12 protein-coding genes are annotated in these 22962 nt (G+C 30.7%); all 12 read right to left on the bottom strand.

Annotated features, from left to right (window positions below; all coding sequences use genetic code 11):
- Positions 1-138 precede the first annotated feature (138 nt).
- Positions 139-4632 (bottom strand): PAS domain S-box protein, encoded by a 4494-nt coding sequence (locus IM744_RS09030; RefSeq protein ID WP_194507800.1) that lies wholly within the window; start codon positions 4630-4632, stop codon positions 139-141.
- Complete coding sequence (locus IM744_RS09025) at positions 4633-5007, bottom strand: response regulator (RefSeq protein ID WP_194507799.1); 375 nt, start codon at positions 5005-5007, stop codon at positions 4633-4635.
- A gap of 92 nt (positions 5008-5099) precedes the next feature.
- On the bottom strand, positions 5100-7628 hold the full coding sequence (locus IM744_RS09020; protein WP_194507798.1) for an ATP-binding protein: 2529 nt from the start codon (positions 7626-7628) through the stop codon (positions 5100-5102).
- Between the two features lie 42 nt (positions 7629-7670).
- Positions 7671-11618 carry a PAS domain S-box protein gene (locus IM744_RS09015; protein WP_194507797.1) on the bottom strand — a complete coding sequence of 1316 codons (3948 nt, stop codon included), beginning with the start codon at positions 11616-11618 and terminating at the stop codon, positions 7671-7673.
- 460 nt (positions 11619-12078) lie between these two features.
- Positions 12079-13080: an NAD(P)H-dependent glycerol-3-phosphate dehydrogenase gene (locus IM744_RS09010; protein WP_194507796.1), complete on the bottom strand. Its 1002-nt coding sequence runs from the start codon at positions 13078-13080 to the stop codon at positions 12079-12081.
- A gap of 32 nt (positions 13081-13112) precedes the next feature.
- Entirely contained in the window at positions 13113-16343 is a 3231-nt protein-coding gene (locus IM744_RS09005) for an HAD-IB family hydrolase (protein WP_194507795.1), read from the bottom strand.
- A 6-nt stretch (positions 16344-16349) separates the two neighbouring features.
- The gene (locus tag IM744_RS09000) at positions 16350-17531 is read right to left on the bottom strand and encodes an esterase/lipase family protein (protein ID WP_194507794.1); all 1182 of its coding nucleotides are present in this window, start codon (positions 17529-17531) and stop codon (positions 16350-16352) included.
- Positions 17532-17540: 9 nt separating this feature from the next.
- A complete protein-coding gene (locus tag IM744_RS08995; RefSeq protein WP_194507793.1) occupies positions 17541-18476 on the bottom strand; it encodes an alpha/beta hydrolase in 936 nt (311 codons plus the stop codon).
- A 3-nt stretch (positions 18477-18479) separates the two neighbouring features.
- Positions 18480-20321, bottom strand: coding sequence for a wax ester/triacylglycerol synthase family O-acyltransferase (locus IM744_RS08990; protein WP_194507792.1), 1842 nt, complete (start codon positions 20319-20321; stop codon positions 18480-18482).
- A 197-nt stretch (positions 20322-20518) separates the two neighbouring features.
- Positions 20519-21829, bottom strand: a complete 1311-nt coding sequence (locus IM744_RS08985; protein WP_194507791.1) for an ABC1 kinase family protein — start codon at positions 21827-21829, stop codon at positions 20519-20521.
- Between the two features lie 7 nt (positions 21830-21836).
- Entirely contained in the window at positions 21837-22487 is a 651-nt protein-coding gene (locus tag IM744_RS08980; protein WP_194507790.1) for a TetR family transcriptional regulator C-terminal domain-containing protein, read from the bottom strand.
- 178 nt (positions 22488-22665) lie between these two features.
- Positions 22666-22956, bottom strand: coding sequence for a hypothetical protein (locus IM744_RS08975; RefSeq protein ID WP_194507789.1), 291 nt, complete (start codon positions 22954-22956; stop codon positions 22666-22668).
- Positions 22957-22962: the final 6 nt, after the last annotated feature.

Below are 22962 nucleotides of genomic sequence, written 5' to 3'. Positions count from 1 at the left end.
GTAGATACAGAAAACAAAAACAAAACACTGATTAACAGTATTTTATAATAAAATACATGGAGGAATCAAAATTTACAATGACACGGTATACCGTGAAATCATTTTGATGATTTTAGGAAATAACGAAATACCGTTAATTTAAATTTGTTTTTTTAAACCTAGCTTTTGCATTCTATCACGTAGTGTACTAGGTTTTAATTTTAATAATGCAGAAGCACCATTTGTACCACTTATTTTCCAATTACATTGTTCCAGTACTTGAAGAATATGATTACGTTGTGCAGTATCTAATGATAAGTCTTGACTATTAATTGATTTTGATTTTGACTTTTGATTTGTTGATTCAAATCCTGGTATTAACAATGTATCATTTGTAGATAAAATAGATGCGCGTTCTATTAAATTCTCTAATTCTCTAATATTTCCAGGCCAATTATAACTCTGAAGTTGACTCATAGCATCATCTGCTATGTATTTAATATTTTTACCATAAGCTTTATTAAACTTATCGACAAAATGCTCTACTAATAAGGGAATGTCATTTTTTCGTTTGCTTAGTGGTGGAACATCTACAGGAAAAACATTTAACCTAAAAAATAAATCCTCTCTAAATTCTTTCTTTTCAATGGCTTCTTTCAAGTTTCGATTGGTCGCAGCTATGACTCTAACGTTTAACTTTTTTGAACCAACGTCTCCAACAACTTCAATTTCTCCTTCTTGTAAAAATCTTAAAATTTTTGGCTGCATATCTAAAGGCATCTCTCCAATTTCATCTAAAAACAAAGTACCATTATCTGCTAATTCAAACTTTCCTACTTTGTCATTGTATGCTCCAGTAAACGATCCTTTTTTATGACCAAATAATTCACTCTCCAAAAGCTCTCTTGGTATCGCTGAGCAATTAACCTTAATTAAAGGTTTGTTATTACGATTACTTATATTATGTATCGCTCTGGCTAATAATTCTTTACCAGTTCCAGATTCACCAAGTAACAATACTGTAGCATCTGTTGGTGCTACTTTTTCTATTTCGGTTAAAACATTGCCAAATTCTTCACTACCATAAACCATTTCTTCATAGTTAAATACTAGGTCTAGTTCATTCCGTAGATAATTATTTTCTTGTTCTAATTTGCTTTTTAATTCAATTATTTCATCAAGTGAATCACTAAGTTCTTTGTTAATTACAAATAACTCATCCTCAGCTAATTTACGCTCAGAACTTTCAACCATTAAAGATACCAAATTAGCAAGTGAAATAGCAAATTCTTCTTCATCTGCAGTCCAAACATGAACAGTATCAACTTGTTCAAAACATAAAATTCCATAAACTCCATTTAAACCTTGAATTGGAATACTTAACTTAGATTTTATATTTAATGGTATAAGATAATCATCTATAAACCCTGTAGAAAGCTCATGACTTATTGCATTGGAAGCAACAACTGTTTTATTTTCAATTAATGTATCAAAAAACTTGTCATTTCCTTTTTTAGAATACACTTGTCCACTTTCGTAATCATTACTTTTTTTAGTGTATAATTTTTCGCATATCATTTCGGTTTTTTCTTCATTAAATTTTAAAATACTTCCTCTTTCAACATTAAGTGTTTTTGCTGATAGTGCTGTAATTTTATTTAATGCCTCTTTATAATCAGTACCTACCAGACTAGCTAGTTCGATAATAATGTTTTTTCTCTCTAATGACTTTTTTGCGGTTTCTTTTAAAATATTTTTGGCTTTTTCTTCTTCGGAAATATCTTTTATGGTAGCAAACATCGCCATAACTTCTCCATCATCATTTTTTATAGTTCCTGCTAAAAACGAGGCTATAAATTGCTCTCCATTTTTTCTAAAAAATTCTAATTGAAATGATGGAGACTCATCGATTGCTACTTTTGACTTGATATCTTGCATTTTAATAAAGTCTTCTGCTTTAGCAAATGGATATGGCAACTCAAGACCAATAAGCTCCTGTTCTGAATAGCCCAAAATATGGCATAACGATTCGTTTACTTTTATAATTTTACCTGACAGATCAATCATAAGCAATCCTTCTTGCATAGACATCACAAGTTTGTCATTAAATTCTTTTGCAAGACGTAAACTTGTTTCTGCTTTTCTGCGCTCTGTAATATCTTGTATGGTAGCAAAATTTGCAGTTTTTATGCCATGCTCATCATAAAGACTTGAAACCATAACATGCACAGGAAAGCGTTCTCCACTTTTACGCATGTATATGTTTTCATAATTCTCTTTATTTTTATTTTGTATTAATAATTCATAGCGCTTATCATTTTCTTTTTTTAATTCTGGTGGCGAAAAAGGATATGGACGCTTAAGACCTATTAGTTCCTTTTCTGTAAAACCTGTCATTTTACAAAACGCAGGATTTACACTAATTATTTCAGAGTCTAAGTTTATAGCAAACAACCCTTCATTCATTGACTTTAAAAGACTTGATGAAAACTCGTTGGCTATTTTTAATTCTAATTCTGTGTTTTTACGTTCTGTAATATCTTGAATAGTACCAACAAAATTTGTAGCTTTTCCATTAGAATAAACGATTTCTCCTAAACCATGAATCCATTTTAACTTTTTATTGTCTTTAGTGAAAATTCTATATTCTAAACTAAATTTTTGTTTAAGATTTAGACTTTCGATAACACCTTTTTTAATAAGAGGCCTATCCTCTGGATGTACTATTGATTTCCAAAGATCAAAATCTACTTCTGTATCACTATCTACTCCAATAATCTCATTAAAGATGACTGATGTTTCTCCTATTGATTTTTTAATAGTTAAATCAAAACTCCCTATTTTCGCTATTTTTTGAGCTATCAATAGTGATTTTTCACTTTCTTGAAGTAATATTTCTGATAGTTTACGAGAGGTAATATCTTGTATAGTACCAATCATTTTTGTAGGATTTGCTTCATCATCAAAAAGCAATTCCCCGATACCATGCACCCAAATTTCTTCTTTAGTATCTAGTTTTAAAACTCTATATTCTTTATCAAATTTTTTATTGTTTGCAATACAATATTTAAAATAACTTAGTAATTCTTTTCTTTCATCTGGATGAATACGATTATTCCATCCTTCAACCGTTTTCACATAGGATTCATCTATCCCTAAAATTTTATCAAGTACATTAGAACATTCCCAAGTCATTGTATTTAAATCTACAATATAAGACCCAATATTGGCAACTATTTGAGATTGTATTAAATTGTATTCGCTCTCTAAAAGTTTTTCCTCTGCTCTTTTACGTTCTGTTACATCACGAGAAACACCAAGTATTCTGCCATCCTTTTGCAATTTTGCAGAAATTTCTACAGTTATTAATGATTTATCTTTTCTTAATAATTGTCTATCAAAAACAATTCCTACTCCATTTAACAATTTGTCGTTAAGATCTTGGTTTACAATTAAATCTCCAACCAGAAAATCTTGAATTTTTAATTTTAAAAATTCCTCTTTACTATAACCTAAACTGATATATGAAGCCTTATTAAAATCATAAACTGTTCCATCTAAAGTATATGTTATAATAGGATCACTCACTTGATCTAATAGCGCTCTATAAGACTCATCTTTCTTTTGAATTTCTGCTACAATTCGAGATTTTTCAATTGCAATATTGACTAAGTTTACAGCAAGATTAAGCTCGCGAATCTCTTCTAAAGAAGGTGTATTTATACAGTTGCTATAAATAGCAAAAATACCTAAAACAGTTTTGGTTTTTGAAAGTATTGGAACAGACCAACATGATTTCAAATCGTGTTTTAATGCTAAATCTTTATAATTTGCCCATAATTTATCTGTACTTATATCTGAAGCAATAACTGGTTTTTGGTTAGAGACAGCTCTACCACAAGAGCCCGTGTTTTTATCTATTGCTACTCTTTTTATAGCCAAACTATATGCCTTGGGCATTGAAGGCGCTGACTCTAGATTAAGGTGCGAGCCATCATCATCTAATAAACTAATAGTAGCAAAATAATTTGGGTGAAGAGATTCGTAATTTAAAAGTAACCTCTCAAAAATTTTATCTAAAGGTGTGTTTACAGCAATTAAATCTAAAATTTCGTTTTCATTAATTAATAACTGTTCGGCTTTTTCCCTTACTGAAACTTCTTTCCCTAAATCTAAACTTTTTTGTTCTAATTTATTGATGAGTCGTTCACTATATAGTTTTAAGGCTTGACCGTCTGAAATTTCTATTTTTTCAGTATATTTTACTTGAGTTTTTTCTTTTTCAAAAACATCCTTTATAATAGTAAGAAATTCGTCATGTTCTATAGGCTTTCTTAAAAATTTTGTTGCTCCTAATTTTAAGGCAAAATCTTCATCTAGTTTTTCAGTATAATTTGAAGTATAAAAAACAAATGGGATCTTTTTAAATAACTTATCTTTTTTACATGCTTGACAGAATAAATACCCATCCATAATAGGCATTAAAATATCTGAAATAATAAGATCTACATTTCTATTTTCATGTAATTTTTTTAGCCCTTCGCTACCGTCTTTTGCTTCAATTATAGTATAACCTGCTTCTTCAAGAATTACTCTTAGCAAGTATAAGTTTTCGAAAGTATCATCGACTATTAAAATAGTTTTCTTATCCATTTATAATTTTGCATTAATAATGCTCTGCATTTGACCTACAAAAGTTTCTGGGTTAATTGGTTTCTCCAAATACCCATCTGCACCTGCTTCTATTGCTTTTTCTTTATCTCCACCCATTGCATAAGATGTTACCGCAATAATTGTTGTGTTTTTGGGTAGGCCATTATGCCTTAATTTATTGCATATTTCATAACCATCCATATCTGGAAGTTGAATATCTATTAAAATAATTTCAGGATTATTTTCATGTGCTAACTTTAAACCATCTAACCCATTAAATGCTTTAATTATGTTATAATTATTTTGAGTTAATAGATAAGATAACATATACATATTTTGTTGGTTGTCTTCAATTATTAATATAGTAGGCATCATTAATTTAATTGTGTATATAAGTTATAGTCAATGCTTTAATTTATGAATTCACAAAAATAGCACAATCTATTTAAGATTTTATTTTTTATTACTTATTTATTATTAACATCTTCTATTGGTAATTTAAACGTAAAATTACTTCCTTCACCTCTTTTACTTTGTACTTGTATTGTTCCTCCTAATTTTTCTATTAAACTTTTGCAAATTGCTAATCCAAGACCAGTACCTTCATGAGTTCGACTCAAACCACCATCTAATTGAATAAAAGGCATAAATAATTTGTTAAGGTCTCTTTGTTCAATACCTATACCTTGATCTATCACTTGTGTGACTAGCAAATCATCAATAATATCTACTTTAATTTTAATTGTTCCTTTATTAGAAAACTTAATTGCATTTGATAACAGATTGAGTAATACTTGTTCAATTCTCCGCTCATCACTTGTTATAGAAATATCCATACTAGAAATTTCTGTTTTAATAATAAGCCCTTTTTTAGAGACTTGAGGTAATAAAAAATCTATAGTTTTTTCTAAGGTTGTTAAATAATTAAAGGGATAAATTGATACGTTTAATTTTCCTGCCTCAATTTTAGAGATATCTAAAACGTCATTAATTAAACCCAATAAGTGTTGCCCACTTGTTTTAACCATTGACAATTGCTTTTTCTGTTCTTCATTTAATGGACCAGCAAATTCTTTTAAAAGAATACCCGTAAAACCAATAATAGAATTCATTGGTGTTCTTAACTCATGTGACATAGTTGCTAAAAAAGCAGACTTCATTAAATCTGCAGATTGCGCTTTAACTTTTTCTTTTTCTAATTCAATAGATTGAAAATTGATATCCTCTAATAGGTTTAATAAAGCGTCTTTACTATCACTAAGTTCTTGTGTTCTTAAATTCACCAAATTCTCCAAATTGTTTTTATAATTCAACAATTCTTTTTCGTTATCTATTCTTTCAGTAATATCTGATGCAATCCCAATATGTCCATACAGATCATTATTGGCGTCTAACAGTTTTGTTATTTTTACCGCTAGGTTAGTAATTTTACCGTTTTTATCCTGAAATCTCCATTCTGAATTATATTTGATATTAGTTAAGATCGATTCTTGTAATTCATCTAATACTCTTTCTCTATCTTCTGGATGCAAAGCATTTTGCCAACCAGAACCCATAGCCTCAATAAAATTCATCCCAGAATATTTCAACCATTCTTCATTTACATAGGTGTAATCTCCTACTGCATTCATATTAAAAATTGCAACTGGTGCATTAGATGTGAGACTACGATATAACAACTCCCTGTTTTTTAATATGCCTTCAGTTTTTTTCCTATCTGTAATATCTTGTATTATACCAAAAGACTTTACAGGAACCTGATTGTCATTATAGAAGGTTTCACATTGTTCTTCAACATATTTTATCTGTTCATTATCAAGACTTAGACGATATGTTATTTGGTAGGGTTTATTCTTTTCAACTGAATATTTATATATTTTAGATACCATATCTCTATCCTCAGGATGTATAGAATTATAGAATGCATTATGAGTAACCTCAAAATGTTTAGAATCTTTTTCGAATATCCTGTACATTTCTTTAGACCAAGACAGTTTTTGTTTTTCAATATCCAACTCCCAACTACCAAGCTGAGCTATTTTTTGTGCTTTTCTTAAATTTGACTCACTCTTTTTTATTCTTTTTTTAGTAGTCTCATAAATTAATTTTAATTCAGATTCTTGTTCTTTTAGCTTAATACTAACTAATTTATTTAAACGTTCAGATTGTCCTGCAAGAAACCAAATACCCAGACTACCTGCTATTGCTATTAAAAATCCAAATATTGAAAACCATACTCCCGTATTAAATTCGCTAAGTGCTGGTACAACATATAATTTCCATTCACCAACAGACATTTCAATAGGTACAGCAAATTCTTTAAAAGACGACATATCGTTTTCTAAAAAGAATTCTTCCTGACCAGTTTCTACATTAACTCTTGATAATTGATAAACAAAACGGTTTTCATTAAAAGCATCTATATTGAGGTCATTAAAAAAAGTAGAAAGTTTAGTAACAACTGCAGAAAACCCAGAGAAATCACCATCTATAAGAATAGGCTGTCTACTTACAATACCAATCCCACCTTGTTTTAAATTAACTGGACCTGCAATAAAAAAATCTTTTCTTTTAATAGTAGCTAGTGCTCCACTACTAGCTTCTGTACTTTTTATAATATTAAAGCCAATCACTTGATTATCCTTTAGTGGATAAACATGCGTGATAAAACCATCGCCATCAACGAGTTCTACAACGTCAAAATATTTATTCAGGTTTAATAATTCACTTGCTATGCTATCAAAATCTGCTGGGATTCCATTTCTTTCTACAATATACCCTAGTGTTTTTGTTGCTGAATAGCTATGCATCACTAACGATTGCAGTTTATCTTTTATTAAATTTACTTGATTGTTTATTTCTTTTTTCTGCTCATTTTCGTTTATTAAATACTTCTGATAAGCAATATATTGGCTAACAACAAGTAGTATTATAAAAGAGATTAAACCAATAACCACAGGTTTTTTAATAAAAAGATAAAAAGGGCTATTTCTCATAATAAAGTAAAATTAAATAGATTACTAATTCTAATAGTTGATTTAATTATCATTTTTTAATTCTAATTCTTTAATAATATTCTTTAGCTCTTTCATTCTTAATTCTCTACCTACAAACAATTTATTTATTCGTAGTAATTCATCATTTTTCGAATTAACTTCATCGGTTCTAGTTTTAATTAATTCTTCAAGATTATTTCTGTATTTATCTAATTCATCCTCAGCATTTTTCTTTTCAGTGATGTCTAAAACAGTTATCAAAACATGATCTTCATTATTTAGTTGGAGCGATTGTAATGAAATCAATATAAAAAGTTCTCTTCCTGTTTGCATGAGGTATTTTAATTCAATATTTGATACATAACCATTTTCACTAAATTGACTCCATAGCTTATTTTCATTTTCCAGATTTTCTTTATTATCAAAATTAAATAGCCCTATTTCTTCAGCAGTTTTCCCTAACATGTTTTCTCTTTTAAATTCAACAATGTTTGTAAACGCTTCATTTATTTCAATAATCTTTTTTTCTTTATTAAGTATGGCTATCCCAATAACCTTAGACTCAAAAGCTTTAGAAAATTTTTCTTCACTTTCCTTTATTTTTTCTTCAGATTCTATACGCTCTGTAACCTCTTGTACTAAAGAAAGAACGGTTTCTATTTGTCCATTTGGAGATTGTAAAACAGAATTATACCATTGGCAGTAAATGACTTTTCCTGTTTTGGTGTTATTACGGTTAATAATCTTGTTGTTCTTTACTTTACCATTCATTAATTCATTAGAGATAACCTCTGTAGATGCATAATCTTCTTCGTAGACGAGATTTAAATAGTTAAAATGTTTTCCCACAGCTTCATGTGCTTCCCAACCGAATATATTTTCGGCTTGTACCGACCAACGACGAATAATTAAATTCTCATCCCATTCAATTATGGCTAGTGGAGAATTATTAAGATGCGTAGTAAGTCGTTGATGTGCCATCCTGATTTCTTCATTTACTTTCTTGCGTTCTGTAATATCTCTAATGGTTCCAATTAAAAACTTATTACCATTATCATCTATAAATCTGGTTTTTTTTGTAGAGATTATTTTTGACCCTTTTCCACTTATTGTTAACGTTTCCTCATTAACATTTTCAATACCTGACGATATAACTTGCTCATCTATACTTAAAAAACTTTTTCTTTCTTCTTTAGATACATTTAAGGATAAATCCTTACCAATTACATCATCCCTTTCAACATTAAAAATTGAACAAAATGCATCGTTTACAATCAACAATTTACTGTCTTTATCTTTTACAAATAAAGGGTCACCAATATTATTTATAATATTATCTAGATATTTTTCACTTTCAATAATTTGTTCTTCAGCCTTTCTACGTTTAGTAACATCGACAAGTGTACCTATATAACCATATAATTGGTTATTAGAATCATATAAGCCTGTTGATTTAGCTGAAAGCCATTTTGTTTCCCCTTGTTTATTTAGTATTCTAAAGTCTGAAATCAATTCACTTTCACTAGAAACAGCTTGTTCCCAATCGTTAATAATTCTATCTCTATCCATTGAATGTATGGCGTTTGACCAACCAAAACCTAAGGATTCTTTAAAAGTTAATCCAGAATATTTCATCCATTCTTCATTAACATAATTGCAAACCCCATCTTTATCTGTTTGAAAAATAGCGACAGGTGCATTTGAAGATAATCGCCTAAACAATTGCTCGCTATCTGCTAATTTTTCTTCAGCTTCTTTACGGTCGGTAATATCGATAAGCGTCCCTACGTAACCATACAGCTGATTATCAATACCATACAAGCTAACAGCTTTTGTTGAAAGCCATGTTGTTTTACCCTTTTTATCAAGAAACCTTAAATCTGTAACATATTCGGTTCCTGTAGAAATAGCTTTTTGCCTTAAATCAAGAAATTTATCTTTATCTTCGGGATGCAAAGCGTTAGTCCAACCATATCCCATAGCTTCCTTAAAAGTTAACCCAGAGTATTTCATCCATTCTTCATTAACATAATTGCAAGCACCGTCTTTATCTGTTTGAAAAATGGCTACAGGAGCATTAGATAATAATCTTTTAAATAACTCTTTACTTTTTATTAATTTTTCTTCCGCTTGTTTCTTTTCTGTAATGTCAAGAGCCATTCCTATATAACCATACAAATTATTTTGAGCATCATATGTTCCTATAGTTTTGACAGACACCCATATAATATTGTTGTTTTGATGTTTAAATCTAAACTGTGTTTCAAGCTCATTATCTCCTGATAATACAAATTTCTCCCACTCTTTAGCTATTCTTTCATTATCATCGGGATGAATGGCTGTAGCCCAACCATATCCCATAGCTTCTTCATATGATATTCCCGCATATTTAGCCCATCTTTCGTTTACGTAATTGCAAGAACCTTCTATATCTGTTTGATATATTCCTGCAGGAGCTTTAGATGTTAATCGTTTAAATAACTGTTCACTTTTTATTATTTTTTCTTCAGACTCTTTTCGTTTAGTAATATCTGTAGCTACGATACCTAATGCTATTGGTTCATCTGTTATTTTGTCTTTTATTAAAAAACGAGACATTTCAATAGGTATTAAATCACCCGTTTTAAATTTTTTAAATTCAGTTTCGCCATCCCATTTATTGTTTTTAAAAATGTTAGGTAAAATATTTTTTATTAATTTATTTCGATATTGATCAGGATAAAAATCTGCAATAAAAGTGGGCAAAGTTTCATCAGTTTCTAACCCAACTAACTGCCTACCGTTAGCATTTAAATAAATTGGTTTGCCCTCTAAAGTTGCTAATCCAATAAAATCATCACTAGTTTCTATTAAAGAAAGCAACATTTGACTCTCAGAGTTTGCTTTTTTCTGCTCTGTTATATCTGTATAATAAATTGTCAATCCTTCTGGAGATGGATATATTCTGTTTTCAAACCATTTATCTAATGGCTCATAATAATCATCAAAGTATACCGTTTCTTGAGTTTCAAAAGCCTTGTAATATGCATTATAAAAAGAAAGACCTACACCTTCAGGGAATTCTGTCCAAATATGTTTTCCTATTAACTGTTCTCTTGACCTCCCTAAAAGTTCTGCTGCTTTTTTATTAACATAGGTATAGCGCCAATTAATATCCAGGGATATAAATCCATCTGAAATATTATCCAAAGTTGTTTCTAGTAGTGAGGTTAGATTTTCCTCTAATTGTTGCTTTTCGGCCTTTAATTTTAGATATTTTTTTTCATGTCTTATTATTGAAAAAACATCTCGCTCTTGATTGACTATAAAAGAAGTATTACTTTTCTCATTATCTATATACCTTAAATAAATATACAAAATCAAAGAAAATACGATTGCTGCAATAAATTTCCCAATAATATTGCCTACTAATAAGTTATCAAAATCTTCGGAGCCATAGTGGAGCACTATATTAAAAAGAAATGCGTCAAAAATCAAAACTACTAAGAGCGAAATAAAGAGCGTAAAAAAGAAATAGCGTTTACTTATTTTTGAAATCAAAAATTGATAGATTATTACCAGTAGTAGAAAATCTACCAGCAATAAAATCGTACCTATAATGAAATATGTATCATTTATTAAAAAAGCAAACGATGATTGTATCTCATCCAAGTTATGTACATGTGTAATACCAAACAATGCAGACAAAAGGAGGTTTGAAATGATAATCCCTAAAATAAGAGCTCTAGCACTAGAAACACCTTCTTTAATATAAATCAATAAGACTGCAAATAAAAGAGAACTAAATATAATAACAGATCCGGGATAAATTATTCTTTCGTCTAAGACATTAAAACTTACCATTGTACCCGATAAAGCTTGTAAATATCTAACAGCACCCAAAAAGAGATAAAGAGGTGCTAAGCCCAACACTTTTCTAAGTTTAAACAATAAAAGAATACTAGAAGATATGAATAGAAACTCTAAAAAAATAATTAAATAAATGTTCATATTTTGATGATTAGTCTAGCTACAAGTTAAGATTTCATTAGTAATAACATCTGTAAAAAAAACGTTCTACTAAAATTTAACCGTTAATATATAGATAAATAAACAGTATCTAATTTTTACAATTAATTAAATTATAATTATTTGCTAATTCAAAGAAAATTAAATCTGTGATTTATCAATTTTAAAGATGTAACATATTTTTTTGGTTCATGTCAATTGTAAAAAGGAAATACGATGAGCTTTTTTATTTAACAGTTAGATTTGGTGTTTTTAGTGGTATTTTCTTCGGAAATTTTCTCAGTATTCTTTATCCTCTCTAAAGTTAATTCCTTAAAATTTCCGAAGTCATAAAACTTATTTTTTCTCGTCACTATAGCTTATAATACTAATTACAATTATAGCTATTACCATAAATTTCAATGATACTCAAGGTTATCGTTAACATCACTAAAATTGAAATCTATCCAGGTTCTTTCTCTGATCCACTTTCAATTTTGAGCAAACCTCTAAAAGCATCATTAACAGTATTACCTTCATACAATACTTTATAGACCTCTCTAGAAATTGGCATGTCTACCTTATAATCTTTAGCCAATTCCATGACTACTTTGGCTGTTTTTACGCCTTCTGCAACTTCATCCATTTCTTCAATAATCTGCTCTAAACTTTTACCGCGTCCTATTTCAAATCCCACATGATGATTTCTACTTTTAGAACTTGAGCATGTTGCTACTAAATCTCCCATACCTGCAAGTCCAGAAAACGTTCTACGTCGTCCACCCATTGCTGTACCTAATCTGGTTAATTCAGATAAGCCTCTGGTTATTAATGCTGCTCTAGTGTTGTCTCCTGCATTTGCTCCATCACCCATTCCTGTAGCAATTGCCATAATATTTTTTAAAGCGCCTCCAAGTTCACAACCAATCACATCATTATTGGTATACACTCTAAATAAACCTGTGCTAAATACTTGTTGCAACTCTTTGGCAATGGTTTTATCTACCATAGCAATTACAGCTGCTGCAGCTTGACCAGAATGAATTTCTTTAGCTAAATTTGGACCTGTTAAAACACCTGTTGGATGACCAGGAAGTTCTTCTTCGATTATTTGCGTCATGCGCATTTTAGTCGTCAATTCTAAACCTTTGGACAAGCTCACAATAGGAACCCAAGGTCTAATATGTGGCTTTGCTGCTCTTAATACTTCTCTAAAATGTTGAGAAGGAATTCCCATAACAATCACATCTGCATTTTTAACTGTGTCTTCAATAGATGTTGAAGCTTTTAAATTCTTATTTAATTCTGCTCCAGGTAGATATTTAGAATTTCTATGCTCTTCATTTATTTCTTGAACAGTTTTTTTATTTCTTGCCCATAAAATGGTGTCATTGTTTTTTGCAGTTAAGGATGCTACAGTTGTTCCCCAAGATCCTCCACCTAATATTCCAACGTTTAGTTTCATAAGTTAAATATTTAATAATCAAACCTGTTGTGTTAATTTTCTAATTCGTTAAGATATAAATTCCGAACGTCTTCAATATGTTTATTGAGATTTTTTAATTTCCAAAGTGATGTATCAACCGGTTCTAAAACAACAACTTCTATATGTGTTGGTTTGAACATACTAGAACCTTTTGGCATTGCCATGTAAGCATTTTTAATCACAATTGGTATTATTGGGACTCCAGCTTGCATCGCTAAATGAAAAGCACCTTTTTTAAATGTCCCTAAAGTTTTGCTTCCGCTTCGAGTACCTTCTGGTGCAATTGCTACAGAAACTCCACTTTTTAAAGCTTCTACTGCAGGTTTCATTGCCTCAATAGCTTTTTCTTTATTTGCACGATCTACAAAAATGGCTCCTAGAGCTTTAAAGATTGGTCCAACTGGTGTACGTTCTAATTCTTTTTTTGCTACTCCTGTAAAATCATGTCTTATTAATTTCATTACAATAAAGAAATCTGCAGCACTTTGATGATTAAAACAAAACACAGCTGGTCTTATTTCTTCTAAATTATGTCTTCCTTTTACAGCAATATCAAGTCCTGCCATTTTAGAACCTAAATCTCCAATACTAGAAAATGTCGTATTTGCTGCCTCTTGTCGAGACATGGTGAATGCTCCTTTTATAATTCCTTTTACTGCGGAAGGATAAATACTTGCTGCTGCTAATCCTGTTCTAAAACCATTAACAATAGGTTTTTCAACAGGTTCTTCAAATCTTAAAATAGGCCAATTGTTTTCAAAAGCCATTTGTGATAACTTTTGATCTGGATTAGTAGCCACAGGATTTCCAACAAGTTTTAATAATGGTAAATCTTCAATACTATCTGTATAGAAATAACTTTTTGATAAGTCTGTTTTATTCTTTTTAGCAAATTTTCGTGCTGCTCTTGCTTTACCTTCTCCCCAACACATCTCAGAAACGCGACCTGTAAACTTACCATTGCGCAATTCCATTTCGGTTGCATAGATCTCTTTAATTCCTAATGCTTTAGCGATAGGTTCTATTTGATATGTTGTTGCTGCAGAAATGATGACGACTTTATGTCCTTTCGCTAAATGCTTCTCGATTAAGTCGCGAGATTCTTGATAAATGGTTTCTTCCAAATACTCTTCAAAAACGTGTACACCTAATTCAGTAAAAGCAGATTCGTCAATGCCTTTTACTCCAAGTGCTGCAATTTTTGTCAATACTTCAAAATCTCTATTTCCTGAAGCAAAGATTAAGGCTGTTGCAAATTGCGTTAGATATTCTTTTGCTGTCGTTTTCCCGCTAAACAAACGTGTCGTCATGAATTTTTTAGCTGAAAAATCATTTATTAACGTTTTGTCCATATCAAAAAATGCTGTGATATGTGGTCCTTCTTCTATGGCAACTTCATGATGGACTTCATCAATTCCTGAATCTGGAACAACACGCTCTTCTGCTGGCTGTTCTTTTAATCCTTTTTTATCTAGAATGGTTTCAATTTGTTTTAGATAAAATAAACGTTCTGATAAATCCTCTAATTGATTTTTCCAATGTTCTAAACCGTCATAATCTATCGTTCTTTCAACTGGAATTAAATTCGCGTTTTTAGCAAAACGAAGCGCATTAACTAAAAAGGGTTTAGAAACACTATCTAAACGTGTTATTTTAGATTGCCAATGCAATTCATTTCCTTTGAACATGGCTAATTCTATAAATTCATCGTCATTAAATTCATCGTCAGGATCCCAACTATTTAAGGTGTGACAAACCACTTTATAGGCTTCTAAATAAGACAATAAAATAGCTCTAGAAACAAATAATTCTTGTTTTTTAAACAATACTGAAATGTCTCCTTTTGGATCTGCAATGATGGATCTCCAATTTTTATCAAATCGTAATAATTCTGCTTCAATTTCACTACTGAATTTTGGTTTATTAGTATAGAAAAATTCGAACTTGAATAGATTACGAAGTCTCATAATTTCTTCCCAGAAATTAGTAATTCTATTGGCTGATGTATCGTCTTTTATACTCACCAAAGCCATTTCAATAAATGCTTGATGATACAAATGACCTGACGCCATATTAGCATAATACGTGGCTGGTAAATATTCCGAAGAAACCAAACTATATTGTGCACGTTGTCCTGCTCTACTTTTTTGGACGATTCTTGCTCCTTTTAATAAATTTAAGGCTTTTTGAATGGTAACACCGATTTTATTCCCGCGATCAATTAGAACATCTTCTTGCTTTTGACCAATGTAAGTCATGAGTCGGTTGACCTTAAATTCGATTTCTTTTTTAGTTAAAGCAAAATCATTTAATAACGTATGACACACCAAGGATACAGTTGTTACAGGTGTAATAGCATTCGTTTTATGAATGAGTTCAAACGCAAAACGTGGTAAGGTGTTTTTATCTGCATAACTATCTTCTTCCATATCTGGAATGATAGCGTGCTGGTCTTCATCTATTTCAACAGGATCGCCAAAACGAATAGCTGCACGACCATAATCGTTTCCTAATTTTTTAATGTAATTGACTGCCTCTTTTACGTTTTCAGACTTTTTTGCTTGTCCTTTACCTTCCTCTGTCATTTCTTTGACATCAGGAATTAAATCATAAACAATAGAAACAGGTACATATTTTATTGGTCTTGTACTCTGTAATTCACCTTCTTTAATATATTTTAAAATACCCATTTTAGGATAAATAATTTTACCTGTTCTAGAACGTGTACCTTCAATATTCCAAGTTAAATGATCGCCTTTATCTATAATGGTAGAAATGTAGTGACGTAAAGCTGCTTTATAAATTAAATCATCTTTGAAACTACGACGTATAAAAATTAAACCTGCATTATTTCCTAGTTGTTTTAAACCTGGAAATGCCAAATTACTTCCTCCAAAAGAATATGGAATTGGCATACCATAGCGTGCTAAAGTTGAAATTAGCACCAAAGTATCTAAATAGGTTTTATGAGTCATGATAAAGGCTACAGAGTTTCTCTGCATCAATTTCATGAGTTTTTTTATCCCTTTTGGATCAACATCAATTCTATCATTATAAGCTCTTGATAATATATAATCAAAACCTTTAACAGATATTAATTTTGCCATAGGATGCTGCTGAGCATACAACTCCTTAATACATTTTGCACCTTGTTTTTTCACATCGTCAAGATCCATGTCTTGCTCAATTGCAATCTGTTTTAAAGCTTCCTGAAATTTATGATGCTCAATAATATGATCCATAGCTTATTATTTTACGACTTGCGCAATTGGCTTTTTTGATTTGAATACTTTTCTTGCTTTTTTCCAAAAATTAGGATATAAATAACGTTCAATATTTGAACCAACATCTCTAATTTTTTTGCCTTGTATATTTGCACTTAACATATTAGCTGTAACTAATAACACGCTTGCATTGGCTCCCATTCCAGAATGGCTTCCAAATACTTCAATATTTTTTATATCTTTTCTAAAGGTATTTGCTTCAATGCAATGTTTCCAAGGTACTAAACCATCTGTTTTGGTATAAATACAAGTTACAGGAACTTTTGGGATGGGTTCTAACTCTGCTAAAAATCGTTCATTACGTTCTTTTAATGATTTCCCTCTAAAAAACTCCATCAAACCATATACTGGTGTTTTCATATCCATAACTCCCCAAATTGGTGAGCCTATAGTTAAAATTTGTTCTACCTGATCTGGATGTCTGTTTGCCATGATTTTAGCAAAAATGCCTCCACCACTCCAACCTACAATACTTACTTTTTCATTATGTTCTTGATAAATATCATGTAGTTTTTCTTCTAATCTTGGAATATAATGCGCTTTTACCATATTAAATCCTAAGTCCCATTTATAAGTTGAAAAACCTAAAGACTTTAAGTATTTTCGAACAAATGATGTCGAAGAATCATCTCCTAAATATGGCGGAATCAACAACACTGGTTTACCGTTACCTTTAATACGTTTTGGTATCAATGGATAAATACAATAAATCGAAGACCATTCTAATAGAGATCGGGTTTCCATAACCATATTAAATACTGGTGGCTGCGGAATTTTTTTATTAATAAGCGTAATCTCTTTTTTAAATCGCTCAACGATAGCATTGGTGTATTTATATTCCTCTTGATCATGACCTTTAGAGATTGATGTCGCTATTTGCTCTAAAATGGCTTCTAAGGTGATATAATTCCTGTTAGAACCTAGTTCTTCGCAAACTAAAATAGTTTCATCTAATAATTGTTCAATATTTTCATGTTCATCAGTTATAATTACATCAATGAGCGTTTTAATTTCTTCTTTAAATGGATGCTTCTTAATTTGTTTACTTACTAGTTTTTTAGCGTCTTTCAATGACAAGCCATTTAAAGTCCCTAAAGCAACTGCTAAGCGCGAGAAAATTCGATATAAAATTTGGTTTTCTTCCATTGTAATTTTTTAATCTTGCATGTGTGCATTTAACCAACTTATAACCTCTTGTTTTACAGATTCTGCATTGGTTTCGTTTAACATTTCATGTCTTCCTCCTTCATATAAATTAAAAGTAAAATCATTGATTCCTCTTTTTTCATATTGTTTTGCAACACGTTTTACACCTTTACCCATTTCGCCAACTGGATCTTTATCACCAGAGAACATTAGTATAGGCAAATCTTTTGGTGTGGCATTAAATGCTTCAGGTTTATTCAATTTTTTAGAATTCTTGATTATATCTAAAAACACACCTAACGAAAAATCTTCGATACGGTAAGGATCTTCAGCAAATAAATCAACTTGTTTTTCATCACTACTAATCCAATCTAATTTTGTTCTATTGGGTTTAAATTTTTTATTGAATTCTCCAAAAAAGAAAGATTTCAAAAATTCATTTTGGCGTGCTCTTCCTCTAACTGTTGTTACTGCTGTTGCTGTTACGAGTCCAATATTCCCCAAGCCTTTTATAAAACCTGCTGTACCTGATAAAATCAAAGCATCTAATTCTGCTCCATACTTTATAACATATTTTCTACTTAAAAGCGATCCCATACTGTGTCCAAATAATATGAATTTAGATTTAGGATGCTCAAACTTCATAAGCTCTGATAGCGTGTGCATATCTTCTACGCAATCTTCAAAATACTCATTGCCATTATAAAAGCCGAATAAACGTTTCATTTCTGCAGTTTTGCCATGTGCTCGATGGTCGTTAGCATAAACCTCGTAACCTTCATCTTGTAAAAGGTGTGCCATGTGATCATATCGTCCTGCGTGTTCACCTAATCCATGAGCAATCTGTACAACACCTTTAAAAGGTACTTTTGAGTTGGCTAACCATTTGTAATAACAAAAGGATTCACCATCTTTTGATGTTAATATATCTGTTTTATAATGCATTGATTATCGTTCTAAAAATGCTATAAGTAGCTTTATAAATTTTGCTTTACTTGCTGCAGTTCCTGTTATTTTTATTCGTCCTTGAATTTTCAGTTCTTCTAAAAGTAGTTTTCCTTTGTATAATGCAAATAGGTTTTCATCTTCTATTTCTACCAATAATTTTGCGTCAACGTTTTTCTTTTTCTTAACTGTTGCTTGATCTTTTGTAAGATCTATTTCCCAACCATTTGTTGTATCTCCAAGACCTACTTCAATTTGATAAATACCTTTATATGTTTTAAGATCTTTTTGATTGGTCTTTAAATATCTTTTTAATGCTGTGAAAAATGGTGCGCTTTTACTTTTTACTTTTGTTGCAGCTTTACTTGATGATTTGCTTTTTCCTAAATTTTTGATTAGATCTTCTAATTCATTTGCAGATTCTCTAATATATCTCGAAAACACATCTGCATCTGGCATTGTTTTAGCATCTGAAGTCGTTGTAATACTCACCTGACCATTATAGCTAAAAGCAGCTATTATTAAACCAAATCCGTCTACAACTGGTGTTAATCCAAAAATTGAAACCACTTTATGTCCATTTAAATATAATAATCCTCTTGGACCAGGCACATTAGTAATTGTGACATTAAAAGGTGGTCTATGTAAATCTTTAATATTGTATTTACTATACAATCCTGCAGCTAAATTTGCCAAACCAAAAGGCACAACATCTGCCATTTTAGCTAAGGTTTTTGCTCCCATTGTATTGTGTCTAGATTTTCCTAACATCGTTTGTTCTTGGATATATTCTAAACGCTCTAAAGGATCGTCAATATGGGTTGCTAATTGAATCATCATATTAGCAATTTGATTGTTCATTTCTTTACTATTTTCATTTCGTATTGAAATGGGCACATTTGCAACTAATGGATGCAATGGGAGTTTTTCATTTTCAGCTAAATAACGACGAATCGCACCAGCACAAATGGCAAGGATCATGTCGTTAATACTTCCACCCATCGTTTTTCTAAGTAAATTAATACGCTCAAACGATAAAATTGCAGTTCCCCAAGTTCTTTTTGCCGAAATTGAGCCATTAAAAATTGTAATTGGTACTGGGAATTTTGTTGAACTAAATTCCTTTTGAATGCTTAGTTTGCTGGCTGCTTTACTTTTTACAAAGTTGAACACAGTTTCTCCAACAGTTCTAGGTATTTTAAATGGATTCTTTAAAAACCCATAACCACTTTTTAATAATAGACTGAGTTCGTCTGGTAAAGGTTCTGGATTAAATGGCTTTGGTTTTGAACGCTTTTTATCTTTTCCGCTTTCATCGCTATCGTACAAAACACCTAGGAGACCAACTCCAGAGCTACCATCAATCATCACATGATGCACTTTCGTTACAATAGCAACAGAACCTTTTGGCACTTGGGCAATTTCGTCTATCCCCTCAATAAAATGAACAGACCATAGAGGTCGTCTCAAATCTAAAGGCGCACTAAATAATTTTGAAGTTAAATCTCGTAAAGTTCTCCAATTGGATGGGTCTGGTAATTTGATACGATTTAAATGTAAATCCAAATCAAAATTAGGGTCATCAACCCAATATGGATAATCCAAATTCATTGGTACATTTAATAATCGTTGCCTAAATTTTGGAATCAAATGCAATTTAGATGCTACAATTGCTTTAAAATCATCATATTTCAAGGAGCCTTCAACAATATTCAAAGTCGCAACATGCATCGGACTTGTAGGCGATTCTGCATACAAGAACGCAGCATCAGAACCCGATATTTGTTGAATTGAAGCATCAAATGCGTCTTGCACAATGTCCTTCAAATCTATTTTTTTTGCCATTATTATCTACTTATATCTTACACTGTTCTTTTCGGAAAATTATCAATCTTATAAATTTAATGAGAAAATTTAATGCTTTTATCAAAATGAATCACAAATTAGTTGTGATTTTTACAATATACATTATTTCTACAAAATACTATGCACGCATAATACTTTATTTATTTGTGAAGATGAAACTAATTACAATAGACGTTTTAGAAACTTTTATAGTTATTAATAATGATGTTTTCTGCTTTTAAATCGAACATTAAATTAAACAAACCAAAAAACGTTCTATTCATGTATATAAAATGACGAGAACCTCTATTAGCATTCATTTTATTAGATCGAGTACCTTTAAAATACTTCTCTCCAATAGCAGCAATTTCTTCAAAGAAATCTGGATCTGAAAAATTGAAAGTTTCTTCACGAAAAGGTTGTGTAAAAAAGCTCAACACATCATGAAACATATTGGTAAAGAAAATGATTTCTTCTTCGGAATCGTCTTCTCGTAAGATTTCCAGTTCTAATAATTTATTGTGAAATGTTTCAGAATTATCTAAAACATCTTTATCAAATAATTCAAAATAAGGAACATAAAAATCCTTAGGAATGATCTTCATACACCCAAAATCTATGGCTATTAGTTGTCCTTTTTCAGAAACTAAAAAATTCCCAGGATGAGGATCTGCATGTACTTTTTTAAGCGTATGCATTTGATATAAATAGAAATCCCAAAGCGCTTGACCTAACGTCTTTGCGATGTCTTGATTGGTGTTTATTTTTGCAAATTCTGAAAGATGAATCCCATCCATCCAATCCATTGTAATGATTTGTTGAGAGGAAAACGCTTCATAATACATCGGGAAAATCATATTAGGAATATGTGAACAAGCAGCAACAACTTCTTTGCTTTGTTCAATCTCCAGCAAATAATTGGTTTCTTCTAGCAGCTTCCCTTCTACTTCCTTAAAATACACATCAGAATGTTCTCCCTTTATGTTGAACATTTTCATAGCAATAGGTTTTACCATTGCCAAATCTGACAAAATACTGTTTGCTACTCCTGGATATTGAATTTTAACCGCTAATGTTTTTTCGCCTTTTACTGCTTTATGTACTTGACCAATACTTGCTGCATTTATAGCTTCTGGATTAAACTCATCAAAAATTTCATTTGGGAATTTACCAAACGATTTTTTAAAAGTTTTCATTACCAAAGGTGCAGATAATGGTGGAACAGAAAATTGAGACAATGAAAATTTTTCTACATAAGCCTGAGGTAAAATATTTTTCTCCATGCTTAACATTTGCGCTAGTTTTAAAGCGCTTCCTTTTAAATCTTTTAAGCTATCATAAATATCTGTGGCATTAGATTCGTTTAAGCGTTCTTTAGCGTCAGCTTCAGAATTAATCATTTTATCACCATAATATTTCAGGTAATTTACACCTACTTTTGCTCCTGTTTGCACCAGTTTTGAGGCACGCTGTATTTTTGAAATTGGAATGTTTTTAACTGTCTTCATAGGTTTTCTATTTCACTTTCTCTTTATACAAGAACTTCGCAAGATCAATAATATTATGTAGCGATTTGGTATCTATTAACTCCATGCTTGTATTGATGGATTTTTCGATAAAAATATCTGTTTTTTCAAAATCTTCGGAACTATCATCTAACCAAAATTTCATCGTAAATAAAAGCTGAATCCAAGCAGATTCTTTGATGGTTTTCTTCTGAATAGTTTCAATAATTTCAACATTTAAGCTAATTGTTTCTAAATTCAACTCATCAATAAAACCTATAAAACTTCTCTTAAACCTTGAAAATACAGAGAGCGCTTTTAATTGATTTTCAAAACCTTTTAAATTCAGTTTAACAAACTCTTGATTTAGAGCCAAGTTTTCAAAAAATGTATAGTACAAACTCAATAACTTATCTTTTTTAATAAAACTATGGTATTCTGGTGTTTGCTTTAATGTGACTAATGAATTTTGAAAAAGTAGATTATAAATCGTTTTTTCTAGATCTTTAAATGATCTGAAATATTCATAAAAAATAGCATCCTCAAATTGATATAATTGGCAAAAATCTTCAACCGAGTCTGGCTTACTTTGATGTTCTACAACATACTCCATGTAGAATGTAATAATTTCTGAATCTGAAATTTTATTTTTCTTAGGCATTGCTCACAATTTTACCTTAAAAATACGAAATGAACTTGGTTAATCTAATGAACTCTTCCTGACTTTTTATTTTAATCTAAAAAGTAATTAGAGTTTGAGAATAATAAAACAAAAAAAACCAAGCTACACATAACATGTAACTTGGCTTTTATCAATCAACTAAACTAATTCTTATAACCTAAGCGATAAGCTTAGACCATCTTTTTTTACTTAAAATCATGTGCTTTTTTACACCTTTTAAAGCATCAAAAACAATGTCTTGATTTGTTGCTGTTAATGATAAACCACCTTTTAAAGCTTTATTACCAACAGTTTGCCACTGTTCTGCAACTATGATTCCTTCAGAAACTAAATCTTCTGTTGTGTTAAGTGCATAACCATTTGCATTAGTTACCACTTTTTTTGTTTTGTCTAGTGCTTTAAAAACCATTGTCTTTGGAGCATCTAGTATTGATTTTTTATTTTTCATTATAAA

Origin of the sequence: Psychroserpens luteus (assembly GCF_015319355.1) — a bacterium.
Classification (GTDB): domain Bacteria; phylum Bacteroidota; class Bacteroidia; order Flavobacteriales; family Flavobacteriaceae; genus Psychroserpens; species Psychroserpens luteus.
Note: the sequence above shows the minus strand (reverse complement) of the source record. Positions and strands in the feature narration are given on the sequence as shown.